The organism is Flavobacterium collinsii, assembly GCF_902804485.1.
Classification (GTDB): Bacteria; Bacteroidota; Bacteroidia; order Flavobacteriales; family Flavobacteriaceae; genus Flavobacterium; species Flavobacterium collinsii.
This window is the reverse complement of record NZ_CADCST010000078.1, coordinates 31429-52585: the sequence shown is the minus strand read 5'-3', so window position 1 is coordinate 52585 and position 21157 is coordinate 31429. Positions and strand designations below refer to the sequence as shown.

Genomic DNA, 21157 nt, shown 5'->3' with positions numbered 1-21157 from the left:
AACATTTAAAAATTTCTTGCTTTTTATTTTAAAAAGTCTATATTCTACAGCAAAATGAGCAGTAAATGTAAGGATTAATTTACTCATTTACAGTATTTTAATTGTTGTATGAAAAATATCTCAATTTTCTACTGTTGTTAAAAACTACGTCCGATTGTGAATAAGTTTGGCTTTTATTTTTGGCAACAAATGACAATCTTTGTAGTCTACTGAATTAGCAAAAATTTAGTATAAAAATTAAAGCAAAATTTCATGTCACAAGTCGAGCCAATATTACAAGAAAATAAAAATCGTTTCGTTATTTTTCCTATTAAACATCATGATATTTGGGAATGGTACAAAAAGATGGAGGCTAGTTTCTGGACTGCAGAAGAAATCGATTTGCACCAGGATTTGACGGACTGGAATAATAAGTTAAGTGACGACGAAAGATATTTTATCAAACACATTTTAGCATTCTTTGCAGCTTCGGATGGAATTGTAAATGAAAACCTTGCTGAGAACTTTGTAAATGAAGTTCAATATGCCGAAGCTAAATTTTTCTATGGTTTCCAGATCATGATGGAAAATATACATAGTGAAACGTATTCTTTGTTAATTGATACTTATGTAAAAGATGAAGCAGAGAAAGCAGAATTGTTTAATGCTTTGGAAGTTTTTCCTGCGATTGGTAAAAAAGCGGAATGGGCTTTAAAATGGATCGAATCCGATTCATTTGCCGAAAGACTAATTGCTTTTGCAGCAGTGGAAGGGATCTTTTTCTCAGGTGCTTTCTGTTCTATTTATTGGTTAAAAAAACGTGGTTTAATGCCAGGTTTGACTTTTTCGAACGAGTTGATTTCACGTGATGAAGGCGTACACTGTGATTTCGCAGTACACCTGCACAATCATCACCTGGTAAATAAAGTACCAAAAGACAGAATTAAAGAAATCATTGTTGATGCTTTAAATATCGAAAGAGAGTTTGTTACAGAATCTCTTCCGGTAAGCTTAATAGGAATGAATGCTACTTTAATGACGCAATATTTAGAGTTTGTTGCAGATCGATTATTAGTAGAATTAGGTTGTGAGCGTGTGTATGGATCAGCGAATCCGTTTGATTTTATGGACATGATCTCTCTTCAGGGAAAAACCAATTTCTTTGAAAAACGTGTTGCGGAGTATCAAAAGTCAGGTGTAATGAACACAGACAGTGATGCTCAGAAAATTTCATTTGATGCAGATTTTTAGACAACAAGAATAGTTTTAGTGGACACTAAAAAACACTAAAAAAATAAATCATTTTTAAGATTGAATCTTCATCCCAAATCGTTGATTCAAGAACAATTTTTAATGCCTTTCAATCTGTTTTTCGGATTGGAAACAGACAACTATTGAGAATCCTACAATTCTCAAAAAATAATTAAGAAACACACAATGTTTAAGCTTTGGAAATCGTTATTCCAGAGTCTTTCATTTTTTCAATAACTAAAATAGTAAGCTTATGTATGTAGTAAAAAGAGATGGCCATAAAGAGCCGGTAATGTTTGATAAGATTACAGAAAGAATCAAAAAATTGTGTTACGGTTTAAATGAACTTGTAGATCCTGTTAAGGTAGCCATGAGAGTTATCGAGGGATTGTATGACGGGGTTTCGACTTCTGAATTAGATAATCTTGCAGCAGAAACGGCGGCTTCTATGACTATTGCGCATCCTGATTATGCACAACTGGCAGCGCGTGTGGCAATTTCAAATCTACATTCAAATACCAAGAAATCGTTCTCAGAAACGATGAAAGATATGTACAATTACGTAAATCCAAGAAATGGACAGGATGCTCCGTTACTTTCGGATGAAGTATTTAAAGTAATTCAGGAAAACTCAGCTTTCTTAGATTCTCATATCATTTATACAAGAGATTTTAATTACGACTATTTTGGTTTTAAAACTTTAGAGCGTTCTTACTTGCTGAAAATTAATGGTAAAATCGTTGAAAGACCACAACATATGTTGATGCGTGTTTCGGTTGGTATTCACCTTGATGATTTAAAATCTGTAATTGAGACGTACGACTTAATGTCTAAAAAGTTCTTCACGCATGCAACACCAACGTTGTTCAATGCAGGAACTCCAAAACCTCAAATGTCTTCTTGTTTCCTTTTGGCCATGCAGGATGATAGTATTGATGGTATTTATGATACTTTAAAACAAACCGCTAAAATCTCGCAATCAGCGGGAGGAATTGGCCTTTCAATTCATAACGTTCGTGCGACCGGATCGTACATTCGCGGTACAAACGGAACTTCAAACGGAATTGTTCCGATGTTGAGAGTATTCAACGATACTGCTCGTTATGTAGATCAGGGTGGTGGAAAACGTAAAGGAAGTTTTGCTATTTACATCGAAACCTGGCATGCTGATATTTTCGAATTCTTGGATTTAAAGAAAAATACAGGAAAAGAAGAAATGCGTGCAAGGGATTTATTCTTCGCAATGTGGACTTCTGATTTATTCATGAAACGTGTACAGGAAGATACTACCTGGACTTTAATGTGTCCTAACGAGTGTCCTGGTCTGTATGATGTTTATGGAGAAGAGTTTGAAGCATTGTATCTGGATTATGAATTTAGAGGAAAAGGTAGAAAAACAATCCGTGCTCGTGAGCTATGGGAGAAAATTCTGGAATCACAAATCGAAACCGGAACGCCTTATATGCTGTATAAAGATGCGGCAAACCGTAAATCAAACCACAAGAACTTAGGAACTATTCGTTCGTCTAACTTGTGTACTGAAATTATGGAGTATACTTCTAAAGATGAAATTGCAGTTTGTAACCTGGCTTCTATTTCGTTGCCAATGTTTATTGATAACGGTAAATTCGATCACGAAGCACTTTACAATGTTACCAAACGTGTAACTCGTAACCTAAACAAAGTAATCGACAGAAATTACTATCCTGTTAAAGAAGCCGAAAACTCTAACCTTCGTCACCGTCCGGTAGGATTAGGGGTGCAAGGTTTGGCAGACGCTTTTATCATGTTGCGTATGCCTTTTACAAGTGATGAGGCAAAAGCATTAAATCAGGAAATTTTCGAAACATTATACTTCGCAGCCGTAACCGCTTCTATGGAAATGGCGAAAGAAGAAGGACCGTATTCAACTTTTGCGGGTTCTCCAATGTCTCAGGGAGAATTTCAATACAATATGTGGGGATTGAAAGATGAAGAATTATCAGGCCGTTGGGACTGGGCATCTTTAAGAAAAGAAGTAATGGAGCACGGAGTTCGTAACTCATTGTTAGTAGCGCCAATGCCAACTGCTTCGACTTCACAGATTCTTGGAAATAACGAAGCTTTCGAACCTTATACATCAAACATTTACACACGTCGTGTATTGTCTGGAGAATTCATCGTAGTAAACAAGCACTTACTGGAAGATTTAGTAAAACTTGGTTTATGGAACGAAGATTTGAAACAGGAAATTATGCGTCATAATGGATCAGTTCAAAATATTGATATTATTCCGCAAGAGCTGAAAGATCTTTATAAAACAGTTTGGGAAATGTCGATGAAAGACATTATCGATATGTCACGCCAAAGAGGTTACTTCATTGACCAATCACAGTCTTTGAACTTGTTCATGCAAGATGCTAACTATTCTAAATTAACATCAATGCACTTCTACGCTTGGCAATCAGGTTTAAAAACAGGAATGTATTACCTAAGAACAAAATCAGCAGTTGATGCGATTAAGTTCACGCTGAACAACGATAAAAAAGAAGAAACAGCTCCAACATTAGTTGCAGAAACGGAAGCAATCAGCGTTGAGGATTATAAAGCAATGCTTTTAAAAGCACAAGCAGCAGACCCTGAAGATTGCGAAATGTGTGGATCTTAATTTTTTATTAGAATAAAGAGAATAGAATAAAGAAGAAAGATTTTTTCTTAATTTATAAAAGCAGTTATCGTTTCGATAGCTGCTTTTTTATTTTACAGCATTTTTTGATAACGTTCCGAAGGAACAAATTATATTGTAGCGATGGATTTTAATCCATTCTACAATCAAAATTGACAATCTTTGTCATTACAATATCCCGGAAAATTCCCCGTTCTAATTATTACCAAAGATTTTAAAACTTAGCACCTTAGTATCTAAGTACCTCAGAACCTTCCATTAAACCTTTAAGAGAAAGTCAAGTCTTATTGTAATAATTTCTGAATTATGAAAAAAAGCAATCTTTGGTCGTTACGATTGGGTTTTTCCGGAAAAGAATCCGATGCAATTGAAAAAATGGGATTAGAAAAATTTCTAAAACATTCCTATGAATCCAAATTTGACACACAGCTCCCCGCTTTTTTAGAGGATGATCCTAAGACATTATTAGAACTCAAAGAGCTTCGCGAATCGATTAAAACCGCAGATTCAGAAGAAAAAAAGAAAGTCCTAAAGAAAGAAATCTATTCGGCAGTAGAACTAAAAAAGTGGTGGATTGGTAAAATGCGTAATGATGAATTTCCGCTACGTGAAAACATGGTTTGTTTCTGGCACAATCATTTTGTATCCACCACGCAGAAAGTAAAAGTCAACTACTGGATTTACCAGCACAATATGATTTTGCGTGAACATGCCTTTGGAAACTTTAAAGAACTCACCAAGCAAATCCTAAAATCGAATGCAATGGTGAAATACCTTGATAATGTCGATAACAAAAAAGGGAAATACAACGAGAACCTCAGTCGTGAATTATTGGAATTGTTCACCATCGGAATCGGAAACTATACCGAAAGTGATATTAAAAACGGAGCAAGAGCTTTGGCAGGGCTAAATTATGGAGACAACAGAGCTGCCTACAGGAAGTTTGCTGAAGATAACAGTGATAAAACCTATTTTGGTAAAACCGGAAACTGGAAAGCAGATGATTTGGTCGATATTATTTTTGAACAGAAAAACATTCCGTACCTGATTACCCGGAAAATCCTCGAATGGTTTGTGTATGACAATCCACCCGAAGATCTGGTGACTTATTATGGGGATTATTTTAGAAAAGTGAAATTTGAAATCCAGCCTTTATTGACTAAGATCTTTACCGAAGAGTATAAGAAAGAAAATTCAGGAACAAAAATCAAAGATCCTTTAGTTTATATTTTGCAGTTACTGGACGAGTTGCATATCGATGATCTTGACGATGGGATGATTCTGTTCTTTCTGAAGCAGCAAGGAATGGATTTATACAACCAGGTTAATGTAAAAGGTTGGGATGGGGGCAATTCCTGGCTGACCTCTCAAATTTACCTGCAGCGCAACAATACCGCCGATTTGCTTTGCAGCGGGAGAAGTATTACCCGAAAAGTTCTGAATACGATGACTGCCGAAACTGAAAAACCAAAATCAGAATTTGAAAAAGTTGAAGTAAAAATTGACTTTGATACCAACGGAAATAACAAAACGATCATCACTGATCTGTCAAACACATTATTGTTTAAAGTAAATGATTCGGTGCAAAAAGACATGGAGAACTTACTTAAATACGATTTTGATCCAAAGGAGGAGCATGCCAATTTTGCTGTAATCCGACTCTTTAATTATATAGCCAAACTACCCGAATATCAATTAATTTAGAAAGCTGTAATTATGAACAGAAGAAATTTTCTAACGCTTACAGGAACTCTTACCGGCGGAATGCTGGTGCTTCCTGATTTTTTACATGCATTTGGTTCGCAGGGTAATCTGATAATCGGCGAGCAATGTGTTGTGTTTGTTCAGTTAAATGGAGGAAATGACGGTTTGAATACTTTCATTCCGTATGATAATCCATTGTATTATGATTTACGTACTAAAATAGCTTTGAATAAAGATGCTGTCATTGGGAAAAATAAAGGAATGGCTTTTCATCCGTCTTTAAAAGATTTTGCTCAAATGCAGCAAAATGGTGATTTGACCGTAATTCAGAATGTTGGATATCCCGAACCTATTCGGTCACATTTTAGAAGTCAGGAAATTTGGCAAACGGCCACAGATTCTAATAAATACATTAATGAAGGCTGGTTGGGACGTTATTTAGATTTGCAGTGCGACGGGCATCAGGCAACCGCAGGAATAAATCTGGATTCGATAGATAATCTGGCATTGAAAGGAAATGAACCCAATTCTATCACGGTAAAAGATCCAAATCGATTTAAAGTGAAATCTGATAAAGAAGAAAATGTAACCTTGTCTGATAATCCGCAATTGGATTTTGTTCGAAAAATAGCCAATTCGGTTACAGAAGGATCTGATGAAATTCAGAAAGCATTGGCGAAATCCAAGTCGGAAATTAGTTATCCTAAGACAGAATTGTCTAAGAACCTGGAATGGATTGGTCGACTGATCAAAGGAAACTTAAATTCAAAAGTGTATTATACTTCGTTAGGCGGATTTGATACGCATGACAATCAACTTGCTATACATGAAAAGAAATTAGCGGATTTGAACGACGCTTTGTACAGTTTTTATCAGGATTTGAAACAGTCAAAGTTGCTAGAGAATGTAACAGTTGTGGTGTTTTCTGAATTTGGAAGACGTGTAAAAGATAATGGAAACGGTACAGATCATGGAACTGCCGCGCCAATGTTTATAATTGGCGGAAACAACCGAGGAACAATTTTAGGTAAGAACCCCGATTTATCTAATTTGGATAATGGGGATTTAAAATATGAAATTGATTTCAGAAGTGTTTATGCTTCATTACTACAGCAAAAAATGAATTTTGATTATACTAAAATTGGGATTAAGAATGCACCGGTTTCTGCATTGTTTTAGTTTTTTAGAAGCTATTCCCGCTTTTCGTTACAATCTTTTGTGCCGAACCCCGGCACAAAAGGATTTCCACTTCAATCGGGGCTAGGCTAATTATTTACATAACGATATTTTCGTCTAGTTTGTCATTCCTCGGAATGGCTAGGAGTAACGAAAACATTGATTTAATTCGGGAAATTGAATTGTAAAATGACAATGACTTGCACTAATTCGGGAATTCGTGGCAAATAAAACTTAGAGTTTTTCAAAAACGCAATTGTAAATATCTCATTTTAAGCGGATATTTTTATATTATCGTACAAAACATCATAAATTTGTTAAGAAATCCTTTTTTGTTTCATAAAATGTATTATTTTTTTTGGTACAGTAAAAATAATTTATACATTCGCAAAGAATTTATTGAAAAACACAAACAAAATGACTAATAACCGTTTTTATTTTAGCAACTCTTTTTATTTCTTCTTTAGTAGAAGTGAGGATTGTGCTATGGTTATTTGAGAAAATTAAAATACAAATAAAACTAATATACAATCCTGATGCAAATCAGGATTTTTTTTTGAATATATGACAACGAAAATTGCAATACAAGGTATTAAAGGATCTTTTCATCATCAGGTAGTGAATGAGTATTTCTCTGAAAATGTGGACATTGATGAATGTTTATCTTTTGAAGAATTAATCGATAGTCTGCTTTCAGGAAAATCGGATCAGGCAGTAATGGCGATTGAAAACTCGATTGCAGGGCCAATTATTCCGAATTATGCTTTGATTGACAAGAATAATATTCACATTATTGGAGAGCATTATTTGAACATTCATCAAAACTTAATGGTTTTAAAAGGGCAGAAAATTGAAGATATAAAAGAGGTTCATTCGCATCCGATGGCCTTGTTACAATGTATGGATTTCCTGAAACAATATCCAAACATTAAGTTGGTTGAGGATAAAGATACGGCTGAGACTGCCAGAAGAATTCAGGAAAAACAATTGACAGGAATTGCAGCGATTGCCAGTAAAACGGCTTCTGAAATGTACAATTTAGAGATTATCGCTCCTGAAATTCAAACGATCAAAAACAACATGACCCGTTTTGTGATTATTAAAAAACAGAATTCATTTCTGCCCGAAAATGAAATCAACAGGGCATCGATCAAATTTGAACTGGATCACAAAAGAGGAAGTTTGGCAGCAGTCTTAAATGTAATGAGTGACTGCAAATTGAATTTGACAAAAATTCAATCGCTTCCAAAAATTGAAACACCCTGGAAATATTCGTTTTTCGTAGACGTAACATTCGAGAAATACGAAGATTTTGCAAAAGCCAAATCGTTATTAAACATTATGGCAGAATTTTTTAAAGTATTAGGAGAATATAAAAATACCAAGCCTTAAAAAAGGAAATTTCAATACTGAAATTCCAAATTCCAAAGGTTTAAAGTTAGATTATCAGGCTTAGCGAAGTCGAAGCCTTAAAATTAGAAAATTTAAAAAGTGCCTAAAGCATATAGCTTAAAGCCTAAAGCAGAAAAAAAAATGATAACAACAGCAAAACGATTAGATACAGTTGAAGAATACTACTTCTCCTCAAAATTAAGAGAAGTTCGTCAACTGCAATCTGAAGGAAAACCTATTATCAATATGGGAATCGGAAGCCCTGATTTGAGTCCGTCAAAAGCAGTAATTGAAGCGGTAGCCGCAGCAATTCAGGATGAAAACGGACATGGCTATCAGAGTTATCAGGGATTGCCGGAATTGAGAAAAGGAATGGCTGATTTTTATCAGAACCAGTTTGGTGTTGCGTTGAATCCGAATAATGAAATTTTACCTTTGATGGGTTCGAAAGAAGGAATAATGCATATCTCGTTGGCGTTTTTAAATGAAGGCGATCATGTTTTAATTCCGAATCCGGGTTACCCAACTTATACTTCGGTAACCAATTTGGTTGGGGCAGTTCCGGTTTATTATGATTTGACAGAAGCAAATGCGTGGGAGCCGGATTTTGAAGCTTTAGAAAAATTAGAGCTGGAGAAAGTAAAAATTATGTGGTTGGGCTACCCGCACATGCCAACAGGAGCAAGGGGAAGTCTGGCGTTATTTGAAAAATTGGTTGCTTTTGCTAAAAAACACAAGATATTATTAGTTAACGATAATCCGTATAGTTTTGTTTTGAATGATAACCCAATGAGTTTATTGCAAATTGACGGTGCAAAAGAAGTGGCTTTAGAATTGAATTCATTAAGTAAAACGTTTAACATGGCAGGCTGGAGAGTGGGGATGGTTTTAGGAAATCCTGAAATTATTGATGCAATTCTAAAAGTAAAAAGTAACATGGATAGCGGTATGTTCTACGGAATTCAAAAGGGTGCAGTAGCAGCTTTGAATTGTGATAAATCATGGTTTGAAGATCAAAACAAAATTTACAGACGCCGTAGAGAACTAACGGAAAAGTTAGCCGAAAAATTAGGTTGCAAAGTGTATAAAGAGGGGGTTGGACTTTTTGTTTGGGCAAAACTTCCGGAAGGAATTGAATCATCAGAAAAGTTCATTGACGAGATATTATATGAGAAACATATTTTCATCACGCCGGGAACCATTTTTGGAAGCAACGGTGAAGGTTATATCAGATTCTCATTGTGTGTGAAAGAGGAAAAAGTACAAGAAGCAATAGAGCGATTTTAAGTATTAAGATTTTAGAATCAAGAATCAAGATTTTTATCCAGATTGTCGGGCTGAGCGAAGTCGGAGCATTTTTAATTGGGATTTAGAATTTTGGAATAAAAAAAATATGAAAGTATACGTAATAGGAATAGGATTAATAGGAGGTTCAATGGTGCTGGACATCAAGGATCAACATCCTGATTCGACCATTTTTGGAATTGACAGTAACGAAAAACACTTACAGGAAGCCATTGATTTGGGGGTTATTGATCAGGAAGGGCATTTTGAAGATTTGGGGGGAGCTGATTTTGTAATTGTCTCGGTTCCTGTAGATGTCGCACTTGCGGTTTTGCCTAAAGTACTGGATTTGGTGGGCGACAGAACAATCGTTTTTGAAGTGGGGTCGACCAAAAAACCAATCTGTGATGCAGTAGCAAGTCACCCGAAAAGGAGGAATTTTATTGCCACGCATCCAATTGCCGGAACAGAGTTCTCAGGACCTTCAGCGGCGATTAAAGGTTTGTTTAAAGGAAAAACAAACATTATTTGCGAAGTGGAAAAAACTACTTTTAAATTGCAGGAAAAGGCGTTAAAGCTTTTTGCCGAAATAGGAATGAGGATACGTTATATGGATCCAATTTCACACGACAAACATATTGCTTACGTTTCGCATTTGTCACACATTAGCTCATTCATGCTAGGAAAAACGGTAATGAATAAAGAAAAAGACGAACAGGATATTTTTGATATGGCTGGAAGCGGATTTGAAAGTACCGTTCGTTTAGCTAAAAGCTCGCCTGCAATGTGGACGCCAATTTTTAAGCAAAACAAAGAATATGTTCTGGAAACATTAGAAGAATACATTTCAAATCTCAGTCGGTTTAGGGATTTGCTGAAAGAAGAAGATTACAGTGCCATTTTTGAAGAAATGGAAAGCACCAATAAAATTAAAGAGATACTAAACGGATTAACAATTAAAAAATAAAACTATAATAGAGATGGAAAATAAAAAAGAAATGAGAAAGTGGTTAGAAGATTTCAATTTAAATCACCCACTTGTAATTGCAGGACCATGCAGTGCAGAAACAGAAGATCAGGTATTGAAGATTGCACACGAATTGAAAGATTCAAAAGTTAGTGTATTCAGAGCAGGAATCTGGAAACCAAGAACGCGTCCGGGAGGATTTGAAGGTGTTGGAGAAATTGGTTTGAAATGGTTGCAAAAAGCAAAGAAAGAAACCGGTTTGTTGATGGGTACTGAGGTTGCAACTGCAGCACATTGTAAATTGGCCTTAGAACATGATATAGACGTTTTATGGGTTGGTGCCCGTACAACTGCAAACCCTTTTGCAGTTCAGGAAATTGCTGATACTTTGAAAGGGACTGATAAAATCGTCTTGGTTAAAAATCCTGTAAACCCTGATTTAGCTTTATGGTTAGGTGGTGTTGAGCGTTTACACATGGCCGGAATTGAGAAGTTAGGAGTGATTCACAGAGGATTTTCGACTTACGAAAAAACAAAATACAGAAATATTCCGGAATGGCAAATTGCTATCGAATTGCAAAATAAATTCCCTGATCTGCCATTAATCATCGACCCGTCTCATATTACAGGAAATCGTAACATGATTTTTGAAGTAACTCAAGAGGCTTTAGATTTGAATTACGATGGTATGATTATCGAAACGCACTACGATCCGGACAACGCATGGTCTGATGCTGCTCAACAAGTAACTCCAGATGCATTGAAACAGATCATTAAAGATTTGACAATCAGAAAAACGGATGATACTACAGATGAGTACAACCAAAAAATGAAAAAATTAAGAGCGAATATCGACGTTTTAGATGCTAACTTATTAGAGTTGCTAGGAAAACGTATGAAAGTAGCGGATGAAATTGGACAGGTGAAGAAAGATGCAAACGTTGCAATTCTTCAAAACAACCGTTGGAATGAAATCCTTGGAAAAATGATTTTGGAAGGTGAGAAAAAAGGACTTACAGAAGAGTTTGTTTTGAGAATGTTTAAGGCAATCCACCAGGAAAGTATTGGTCATCAGGAAAAAGTATTCAATGCATAGTTTTTTCTAAAAACATATAAGGGATATAAGTTAATTGGAGTTTTTTTTAACTCTGCTCTATGACTGTCTTATGTCATCATTTTAAAAATAGATTGTTTTTTTTACATTAAATCTCCTTTGCTTTCGGGCTTTGGAGATTTTTTTTTGAAATAAATAGTACCTTCCCAACCTTTTGATGTTTTTTGTTCTCTATAAAAGTATAAACCTAAATTTTCGTATCATGAAGTCAAAATTGTTTTTGTCTGTACCGAATATTCTCCAAATTAATTTGAATGTATTGTTTTATTTCTTGTTGTTTTTAGGAGCAAAATCTTTTGCGCAAAGTCCCGAACTAACGGTGAAAGGCGATGAAGCTGAAAAAGTGAGAATGAATAAATTAATTGTTAATGTAAAAGTGGTGGGTAATATTGCTTACACTACTGCCGAAATGCATTTTTTTAATTCAGGAACCCGTCAGATGGAAGCAGAACTTATTTTTCCGTTACCAGAGAATGTCTCCGTTTCCAGATATGCTATTGATATCAACGGAAAAATGCGTGAAGCTGTTCCGGTAAATAAAAATAAAGGCAAACAGGTTTTTGAAGCTATCGAACACCGTCGTGTTGATCCGGGACTACTGGAGAAAGTAGATGGGAATAACTTTAGAACCAGAATTTATCCGTTGATGCCAAACGGAGAGCGAACTGTTATAATAGGTTACGAAGAAGAACTTTCGGCATTCGATAAAAATAATTTGGTGTACCAATTAGTAAGTCGTTATCCTAAAAAACTGGATCAGTTTGAGATGAATGTTTCGATTTTAGGAACTGAAGCTGCTCCAATTGTGGCAGAAAATTCAGGTGATGAAATTGCTTTTTCAAAATGGAATCAATCTTTTCAGACTTCTATCAAAAAAGAAAATTATCAGCCTACTGAGAAATTAGTTTTTAAAATTCCAATTCAGCAGAACATTCCAAGTGTGTTGATGCAGGATGTTAGCGGTCAGCATTATTTTTACGGAAATACTTTTATAGAAGGCAATAAAAGAGCAAAGAAAAATCCTGCTTCGATTGGTTTAATTTGGGATAATTCGTTGAGTTGTAAAACGAGAGACTTAAAAAAGGAAATGGCTTTGCTTGATGCTTATTTTCAGAAAATAAAAAATACAAAAGTAACCTTATACTTTTTGAATTATACTTTCGAAAAACAAAAAGAATATACCATTACAAGCGGAAATTGGTCTGAGTTAAAAACCGTATTAGAAAATGCCAAGTACGATGGAGGAACAAGATTTTCTAAAATAAATCTTTTGCCTCATGATGAGTTTTTGCTTTTTTCGGATGGATTATCATCTTTAAGCGACAATGTTTTGCCAAAAACTAAAAAGCCAATTTATACGATTACATCATCTGTTTCTGCTGATTTTTCTTTCCTAAATTATTCGGCGATGCAAACAGGCGGTAGTTTTATCAATTTAAATCAGGTTAATCAGGAAAATGCTTTAGATAAATTGGTGAATACAAATTTGAAGTTTTTAGGAATAAAAGAGAATTATACAGTGACTGATTTGTTTCCGATGCCGGGAACTTCGGCCTCCGGAAGTTTTAGTTTTTCAGGGATTTCCTTAAAACCAAAAAATGAAATTACGTTGTTGTTTGGTTATAATAACGAAGCTGTTTTAGAACGAAAAATAATTTTAGATGGCAGTATTCAAAATACAAAAGAAGTAAATATTGAGAAACTTTGGGCACAGAAAAAAATTGCCAATCTTGATTTTCAATATGACAAAAATGCAGATGAAATCGAGCTTCTGGGCAAGAAATACGGAATCATTACAAAGAATACTTCGTTGATTGTTCTGGAAGATATTCGTGATTATATTTCTTATGATATTATTCCGCCAACAGAATTGCGTGCCGAATTTGACCGAATTAAAAAACAGGAAAATGCTAATACTTTGGCGCAGCAAAAAAATAATTGGGAAAGTATTGAAAGCTATTTTGAAGGTTTAAATAATTGGTGGAAAAAAGATGTAAAATATTCCGTTCCAAAACCGTTGCCAAAGCCAAAAGTTAAAAATCCTCAAAGCTCATATAATAATTCGTCAAATGTGATTTTGAGTAGGGTTGACAATATCAGAGCTGGATTTGTTTCGGGAATTGTTTTAGATGCACATGGTATGCCATTGCCTGGAGCTAATATTCAGGTAGAGGGAGAAAGAGAAGTAACGACTGTAGATTTTGATGGTAAGTTTTTAATTAGAGCATCAGAAAATGCTGAATTGATTGTTTCTTATATAGATTATGATAATGTTCAACTAAATATAGGAACAAACAATGTGATTAGCGTACAATTTCGAGGACCTTCACCACAATTAGAGTCAGTAGTGGTTACAGGATATGCGACAACACAAAAAAGATCTGTTTCTTATTCTTCACAATCAGTAGCGGCTGAAAGTATTTCTAAAAGTAATGATATTCAGGAGGCTCTTGCTGGTAAAGTGGTTGGAGTTCAAATCTCCCCATCAATAAGTAGTGATAAGGCTGTAGGTAGCGAAAGTGAGGTTAATTTCGATTCTAAAAAAGATTCAGATAGCGAGGACGACGATGAGGATGGTGAATTAAACAGAATAGAAAGTGAACCTAAAACCTGGAATCCGGATCGTTTGTATTTAAAAGCTTTGGCATCGGCACCAAAAGAAAAACAATACGAATTGTATTTTGAACTTAGGAACGGGCAGGAAAGAAATCCAAGTTTTTATTTTGATGTAGCACATTTTTTCTACAATCAGGGTGATGTTACAAAAGCATTACAAATCATTAGTACTATTGCCGATTTAGGTTTAGAAAATCATCAGCTTTATAAAACACTTACCTATACTTTACGCCAATGGCAGGATTATGAAGATGCATTATTTACCGCAAGACAAATTGCAAAATGGAGAGCGCACGAACCACAAAGTTTAAGAGATTATGCTTTGGCTCTTGAAGATGCAGGAATGTATCAGGAAGCTTTTGATCAATTGATTAAAGCCTTGGAGGTGAATTATTACGGAGAAATGAGCGGACAATATGAAGGCGTAGAAGATATTATTTTAATGGATATTAACCGTTTGACAATTGAACACAAAGGTTTGAAAACGGGCAAACTCGATAAAAAATATCTTGACAAAATGCCGGTTGATATCAGAATAATTATGAACTGGAATCAGATGGATGTCGATCTTGATTTGCATATTATTGAGCCAAATGGTGAAGAATGTTATTATGCACATAAAGAAACACAAGCCGGCGCAAGATTCTCTAAAGATTTCACGCAAGGTTACGGACCTGAACAATATTTAATTCGAAACGCCATTAAAGGAAAATATCAAATAAAAACCAATTATTTTGGCGAAAGAGAATTAACTGAAAGTGGTCCTGCAACTGTTATGGTAGAAATATATACTACAAGAGCTGGGAAAATTACAAAAACTTTAAAAACGATTCAGTTAGGGAAAATCAAAGAAAATGAAATTTTAGCCGAAATTATCTGGTAAATCTTTCAAATTAAGAGTAAGTCTTTAATTTTAAAAGGCGAAGTTGCGTTGTTCAATTCTAAAAACGTAATTTTGCCTTTTATTTTTTAGTTCAAAGAATAATCTAAAATCTAAAATCAGCAATCTAAAATTAAAGAATGACAGGACTCGTATATAAATCTACAGGAAGTTGGTACACTGTAAAATCAGAAAATGGCGATTTTATAGAATGCCGTATGAAAGGGAAGTTTAGGATGAAAGGTATTAAAAGTACTAATCCTATTGCTGTAGGCGATATTGTCGATTATGAACTGGAGGAAACTTCAGATGCTGTAACCGGAACGATTTTTAATATTCACGAAAGAAAGAATTACATCGTTCGTAAATCGGTTAACCTATCGCATCAAATGCATATTATTGCATCTAACATCGATCGTGTGTTTTTATTGATTACGATTAATAATCCGCCTACTACCTTTAACTTTATTGACCGTTTTCTGGTTACTGCCGAGGCGTATAATATCGAAACTATTTTGGTTTTTAATAAAATCGATACTTTTGATGAAGCTACACTTGAAGATCAATTGTATATGCAATATGTCTATCAGCAAATAGGTTATAAATGTCTTCGTGTTTCTTCGACAGAAATGAAAGGTGTTGAAGAGTTAAAAGAAATGATGATCGGTAAAGTAAGTATGTTTTCCGGACATTCCGGTGTGGGAAAATCGACTTTGGTAAATGCAATGGAGCCTTCTTTACATCTTAAAACCAAAACCATTTCGGAGGCCAGTAAACAAGGGCAGCATACCACCACTTTTGCCGAAATGTATGATTTGTCTTTCAATGCAAAAATTATCGACACACCGGGAATTAAAGGTTTTGGAATTGTTGACATGGAGCCTTCTGAAATCAGTGGTTATTTCCCTGAGTTTTTCAGATTAAAGGATCAATGTAAATTTAACAACTGTTTGCACAAAGAAGAACCACATTGTGCGATCAAAGCTGCTTTAGAACGAGATGAGATCGCTTGGTCACGTTACAATAGTTATTTGAAGATTCTCGAAGGAGATGATGAAAACTATCGTACCGATTCTTATGACGAGGATCGAAAAGCAAGTGATGAATTGAGGAAATAAAAAATAAATCCCAAATTCCAAATCAAAAATTATCGACAGAGTTTGATTGCAAAGATGTACTGGAGTGCCTCTAACGTTAGAGTTTAAAATCTTTTTAATTCGTATAATCTGTGGCAAAACCAAAATATCTTCTATTATAATGAAAGTAGTAATTCAAAGAGTTTCCCAGGCGTCAGTGACAATCGATCATCAAAAAGTGGCTGACATTCAAAAAGGTTTATTAATTCTGCTCGGAATTGAAGACGCAGACAATCAGGAGGACATTGATTGGCTGGTGGGGAAAATCATTAAAATGAGAATTTTTGGAGACGAAAATGATGTAATGAATTGCTCGGTTCAGGATATCGATGGAGATATTATTGTAGTAAGCCAGTTTACGCTTCACGCTTCAACTAAAAAAGGAAACCGTCCTTCGTATATAAAAGCTGCAAAACCGGAATTTGCTATCCCAATGTATGAGAATTTTCTAAAGTCTTTAGAAAAGGAATTTAATAAAAAAATACAAGCAGGAGTTTTTGGTGCCGATATGAAAGTTAATCTCTTGAATGATGGACCGGTAACTATTTTAATAGACAGTAAAAACAGAGATTAAAAAAAAATTAGACGAATGTCAAGGATTTCTAAAAATAATATATATTTGGCGAAATTACTTACTAAATGAAAAGCCTGGTTTTTACGTTGTTTTTTTGCCTGTTTACCCTTATTTCTTCCGCTCAAAAAAGCGAATATGCTGTGGCTGCAATTGCCGATAGTCTTAAAGAAAATGCCAATGCAGTTGTTCGTCTGGATGAGACTGAAATGGTGATTTTGTCGCAACGAAGCATGAATACTAAAAATCATCGGGTTGTAACCGTTTTAAACGAAAAAGGGGTTAGTGCTATACAGGCTTACGAATATTACGACAAATCAACTTCGGTCAAAGGTATTGAAGCAACAGTTTATGACGCTCTCGGTAAAGAAATTAAAAGAATTAGAAGGAAAGATTTTAAAGACCAGAGTGTTGTTGGAGGAAGTACACTTTTTTCTGATAGCCGGGTTGTATTTTTAGATTATACTCCCATTTCATATCCTTTTACAGTTGAATTTAATAGTGAGGTTCAGACTTCTTCAACTGCTTTTATCCCAAGCTGGATGCCTTTAAGAGGATTTTATACCAGTATTGAAAAAACAGTTCTCAATGTTGTTTATCCTGCTGATTTAGGTTTTAAAAAGAAAGAAATTCAATTTTCAGGTTTCAGTATAAAGAGAAATACAGACACTAGTACTCAGCTTTCTTATACTGCAAATACTATTTTAGCACAAAAACAGGAAGATTATAGCCCGGCATACAAAGATCTTTTTCCTAAAGTCATGATGGGGTTAGAATATTTTCATTTGGAAGGTGTTGACGGTACCGCTACAAACTGGACAGATTTTGGCAAATGGTATTCTGAAAAGATACTCTCGGGGACAACAGATTTACCTGAGGAAACCAAAGCTAAAATAAAAGCTATTGTTGGGGGTGAAAAGGATCCGATAAAAAAAGCAAAACTGGTTTACGATTTTGTACAGAAAAAATCAAGATATGTGAGTATTCAGGTCGGGATTGGCGGATGGAAGCCCATGCTGGCTACTGATGTTGACCGCTTAGGTTATGGCGACTGTAAAGCTTTAACCAATTACACAAAAGCACTTTTACAAGCGGTAGATGTTCCGTCTTACAATACCGTTTTATATGGAGATACTTATAAAACAAACATTGAGTCTGACTTCGTTTCAATGCAGGGAAATCACATGATTTTGTCGATTCCGAATGGAAATCATTATACTTGGTTAGAATGTACGAGTCAGGACGATCCTTTCGGGTATCAGGGAACTTTTACGGATGACAGAGATGTATTAGTTATTAAACCAGAAGGAGCAGAAATTGTGCGAACAAAAGTGTATACAGATGAAGGCAATACTCAAAATGAAAAGGGGACTTATACAATCGATGAAAATGGGCATTTTTCAGGCGCTATTGTAATACATTCAGAAGGGTCTCAATACGCTTCAAGATCCAGAACAGAAAAATTATCCCCGACCGAAAAAGAAGCCCACTACAAAGAATACTGGGACAATATTAACAATCTGAAATTGGGTAAAATTAATTTGAACAATAACAAAGAAGCGATTCGTTTTACCGAGGACGTTCAGCTAAGTGCTTTAAATTATGCTGCGATTTCAGGGAATAAAATGATTTTTGCTGTAGATGCCTTTAATCAGAGTTCTGCTAATGTAAAAAGAATCCGAAACAGAAAAAATCCATTTCAAATTCAACGCGGATATTTAGACACTGATGAGATTGAAGTTAATCTTCCGGCTGGTTTTGCAATCGAATTTTTACCTTCAAATTTCGAATTAAAAGGGAAGTTCGGAGCATATAAAACCGAAATCATTAAAAAAGAAAACAATAAACTGCTGTACAAACGTTCACTGTTTTTGAATAAAGGAAAATACTCCAATAAAGAATACGATGACTACCGCCTTTTTATGGAGCAGGTGTCAAAAAATGATAACGCCAAAATTATATTAACCAAGAACTAACCAAATGAAGTTTATTAAATTTTTAAGTTTTTTAATTGTGTTGCTTTGTATGTTCAAAGTAACAGCACAAGAATTTAAGCCAGGAAAGGTGTCTGTTGCTGAATTGGAAGAGAAAGTGCATCCTAAGGATTCATCAGCGGCTGCTGCTATACTGTATAGAAAAGGTATAGCCAGAATTGAATACGACGAGACCGAAGGTTTTGTTGTGGTAACAGAAGTTGAAACCAGAATTAAAATTTATAAAAAGGAAGGATACGACTGGGCAAATCAAAAAGTATGGTACCGTAATGAGAGTGGCTTTAAAGAAAAGGTAACATTTAGTGATGCTGTTACTTACAATTTGGTTGGAGGGAAAATCGAAAAGACAAAACTGAAGAGCGATGGAGTGTTTGATGAAGCGGTCAATAAAAACAGGTCACAAAAAAAGATTACAATGCCTAATGTTAAAGAAGGTTCTGTTATTGAATTTCGGTATGTTTTAAGATGTCCTAGCGATCGACTTATTAGGGAGTGGGAATTTCAAACCAGTATTCCTGTGAATTATTCCGAGTTTACCACCTATATTCCGGAGTATTATGTATTTAATTCAAGGCAAAAAGGATATATCTTTCCTAAACTAACAGTAGAAAAAGCTTTAAAGACGATTACTCTCAGAAGTAAAGAAAGAAGTGAAGGGATGAACAGTACGACAGTATTTTCTACAGATAAAATTAATTATACTGAAACAAGAACAACTTATGTAGCGAAAGATTTTCCGGCTATGAAAGAGGAAGCTTTTGTGAATAATATTGATAATTATGTATCGAGCATTCAGCATGAATTATCAATGACAAAACATTTAAATGCACAATTAAAAATGTATTCGACAGATTGGAATTCTGTTGTCAAAACCATTTACGAATATGATGATTTTGGTCCTGAGTTAAATAAAACGGGATATTTTGAGGAAGATCTAAAAGGAGTATTAGTTGGGAAAAATACACCTGACGAAAAAATACTTGCAATTTTAGATTATGTAAAAACTAATGTGAAGTGGAATGATTATGGAGGCTATAGTTGTGACAGTGGTGTTAAGAAAGCCTATAAAGAAAAATCAGGAAATATTGCCGATATCAACTTAATGCTCACAGCGATGTTGCGTTATTCCGGATTAACCGCAAATCCGGTATTAGTTAGTACACGTTCTAACGGGATTTCACTTTTTCCAAACAGAACTGCTTTTAACTATGTAATTGCAGCAGTGGAAACTCCAAATGGAAATGTTTTATTAGATGCCTCTGATAAGTTTTCGACTCCTGGTGTTTTACCACTAAGAGCTTTAAACTGGTATGGCCGATTGATTCGAAAAGACGGAAGTTCTGAAGAAGTAGATTTGATGCCTAAGAAAGCATCAAATGATATTGTTTTTATGAATTATACTATTGATCCGGAAGGTAAGGTCACAGGAAAAACCAGAAGACAATGTACAGATTACAATGCGATGATTACAAGAGCTAATATTTCGGGGCTTAAAGAAGAGGAATATTTAGAAAAACTGGAGAATCTAAACAACAAGATTGAAATCAGCGAGTATTCCAAAACAAATGAAAAGAATATTTTATTGCCTATTGTTGAAACGTATTCTTTTACAGGAAACAATTTATGTGAAGTAATAGGTGGAAAAATATATGTGAGCCCAATGTTGTTTTTTGCAAATAACGAAAATCCATTTAAACAGGAAGTGAGAGAATATCCGGTAGATTTTGGGTTTCCATTTATGGATAAATACAATATTACACTTCAAATTCCTGAAGGATTTACAGCAGAAACATTGCCGGCACCAGCTGTTATTAATATGCAGGATGACTTAGGTAGCTTTAAGTTTAATATTGCTGCAAACGATAACCTTTTACAAATCACTATTCAGCATCAAATCAATGCAGCGATCGTTACAACAGAACAATACGAAATGCTAAAAGAATATTATAAAGGTATGATCGCGAAAGAAACAGAGAAAATTGTTTTAAAAAGAATCTAGTGGTATTAAAAGATTAGAATTATTTTTGTTGAAAAATATAACTATGGATTTGAAAAATGCACAACTAGACGTAGATACCTGGATTAAAGAACATGGTGTTCGTTATTTTAATGAACTAACCAATATGGCGCAGCTTACTGAAGAAGTAGGTGAGGTTGCCCGAATTATTGCCCGTAGGTACGGGGAACAATCCGAGAAAGAAAGCGATAAGAATAAAGATCTGGGCGAAGAATTGGCCGATGTTGTTTTTGTAGTGCTTTGTCTGGCCAATCAAACCGGAATAGATTTACAAGCCGCTTTTGATAAAAAGATGGATTTAAAATCAGTTCGTGATAAGGATCGTCATAAAAACAACGATAAATTAAAATAATGTGATAAGTCACTGTAAAGCTTTGGAGTGTCCTTTATTTAAAATAAATTTGCAAAAAC

General features: G+C 34.9%; 14 protein-coding genes. All 14 read left to right on the top strand.

Going from position 1 to position 21157, the window contains the following annotated elements:
- The first annotated feature begins 252 nt into the window (after window positions 1–252).
- The 14 genes from FLA105534_RS09800 (at window position 253) to FLA105534_RS09735 (ending at window position 21098) form a co-directional block, all read left to right on the top strand.
- Window positions 253–1230: a ribonucleotide-diphosphate reductase subunit beta gene (locus tag FLA105534_RS09800; RefSeq protein WP_089054274.1), complete on the top strand. Its 978-nt coding sequence runs from the start codon at window positions 253–255 to the stop codon at window positions 1228–1230.
- Window positions 1231–1483: 253 nt separating this feature from the next.
- Window positions 1484–3877: a ribonucleoside-diphosphate reductase subunit alpha gene (locus FLA105534_RS09795; RefSeq protein ID WP_173965947.1), complete on the top strand. Its 2394-nt coding sequence runs from the start codon at window positions 1484–1486 to the stop codon at window positions 3875–3877.
- Between the two features lie 324 nt (window positions 3878–4201).
- On the top strand, window positions 4202–5599 hold the full coding sequence (locus FLA105534_RS09790; RefSeq protein WP_173965946.1) for a DUF1800 domain-containing protein: 1398 nt from the start codon (window positions 4202–4204) through the stop codon (window positions 5597–5599).
- Window positions 5600–5611: 12 nt separating this feature from the next.
- Window positions 5612–6778: a DUF1501 domain-containing protein gene (locus FLA105534_RS09785; RefSeq protein ID WP_173965945.1), complete on the top strand. Its 1167-nt coding sequence runs from the start codon at window positions 5612–5614 to the stop codon at window positions 6776–6778.
- Window positions 6779–7339: 561 nt separating this feature from the next.
- Entirely contained in the window at window positions 7340–8167 is an 828-nt protein-coding gene (locus FLA105534_RS09780) for a prephenate dehydratase (protein WP_173965944.1), read from the top strand.
- Window positions 8168–8308: 141 nt separating this feature from the next.
- Complete coding sequence (locus tag FLA105534_RS09775; RefSeq protein ID WP_173965943.1) at window positions 8309–9454, top strand: pyridoxal phosphate-dependent aminotransferase; 1146 nt, start codon at window positions 8309–8311, stop codon at window positions 9452–9454.
- Window positions 9455–9560: 106 nt separating this feature from the next.
- Complete coding sequence (locus FLA105534_RS09770; protein WP_173965942.1) at window positions 9561–10418, top strand: prephenate dehydrogenase; 858 nt, start codon at window positions 9561–9563, stop codon at window positions 10416–10418.
- A gap of 13 nt (window positions 10419–10431) precedes the next feature.
- The gene (locus tag FLA105534_RS09765; protein WP_173965941.1) at window positions 10432–11514 is read left to right on the top strand and encodes a bifunctional 3-deoxy-7-phosphoheptulonate synthase/chorismate mutase type II; all 1083 of its coding nucleotides are present in this window, start codon (window positions 10432–10434) and stop codon (window positions 11512–11514) included.
- A 220-nt stretch (window positions 11515–11734) separates the two neighbouring features.
- The gene (locus FLA105534_RS09760; RefSeq protein WP_173965940.1) at window positions 11735–15031 is read left to right on the top strand and encodes a VIT domain-containing protein; all 3297 of its coding nucleotides are present in this window, start codon (window positions 11735–11737) and stop codon (window positions 15029–15031) included.
- Window positions 15032–15168: 137 nt separating this feature from the next.
- The gene (gene rsgA, locus FLA105534_RS09755; protein WP_173965939.1) at window positions 15169–16146 is read left to right on the top strand and encodes a ribosome small subunit-dependent GTPase A; all 978 of its coding nucleotides are present in this window, start codon (window positions 15169–15171) and stop codon (window positions 16144–16146) included.
- A 139-nt stretch (window positions 16147–16285) separates the two neighbouring features.
- Complete coding sequence (gene dtd, locus FLA105534_RS09750; protein ID WP_173965938.1) at window positions 16286–16738, top strand: D-aminoacyl-tRNA deacylase; 453 nt, start codon at window positions 16286–16288, stop codon at window positions 16736–16738.
- Window positions 16739–16803: 65 nt separating this feature from the next.
- Complete coding sequence (locus FLA105534_RS09745) at window positions 16804–18711, top strand: DUF3857 domain-containing protein (RefSeq protein WP_173965937.1); 1908 nt, start codon at window positions 16804–16806, stop codon at window positions 18709–18711.
- 49 nt (window positions 18712–18760) lie between these two features.
- Window positions 18761–20728 (top strand): DUF3857 domain-containing protein, encoded by a 1968-nt coding sequence (locus FLA105534_RS09740; RefSeq protein WP_246253211.1) that lies wholly within the window; start codon window positions 18761–18763, stop codon window positions 20726–20728.
- A gap of 43 nt (window positions 20729–20771) precedes the next feature.
- Window positions 20772–21098 carry a nucleotide pyrophosphohydrolase gene (locus FLA105534_RS09735; RefSeq protein ID WP_012022600.1) on the top strand — a complete coding sequence of 109 codons (327 nt, stop codon included), beginning with the start codon at window positions 20772–20774 and terminating at the stop codon, window positions 21096–21098.
- Window positions 21099–21157: the final 59 nt, after the last annotated feature.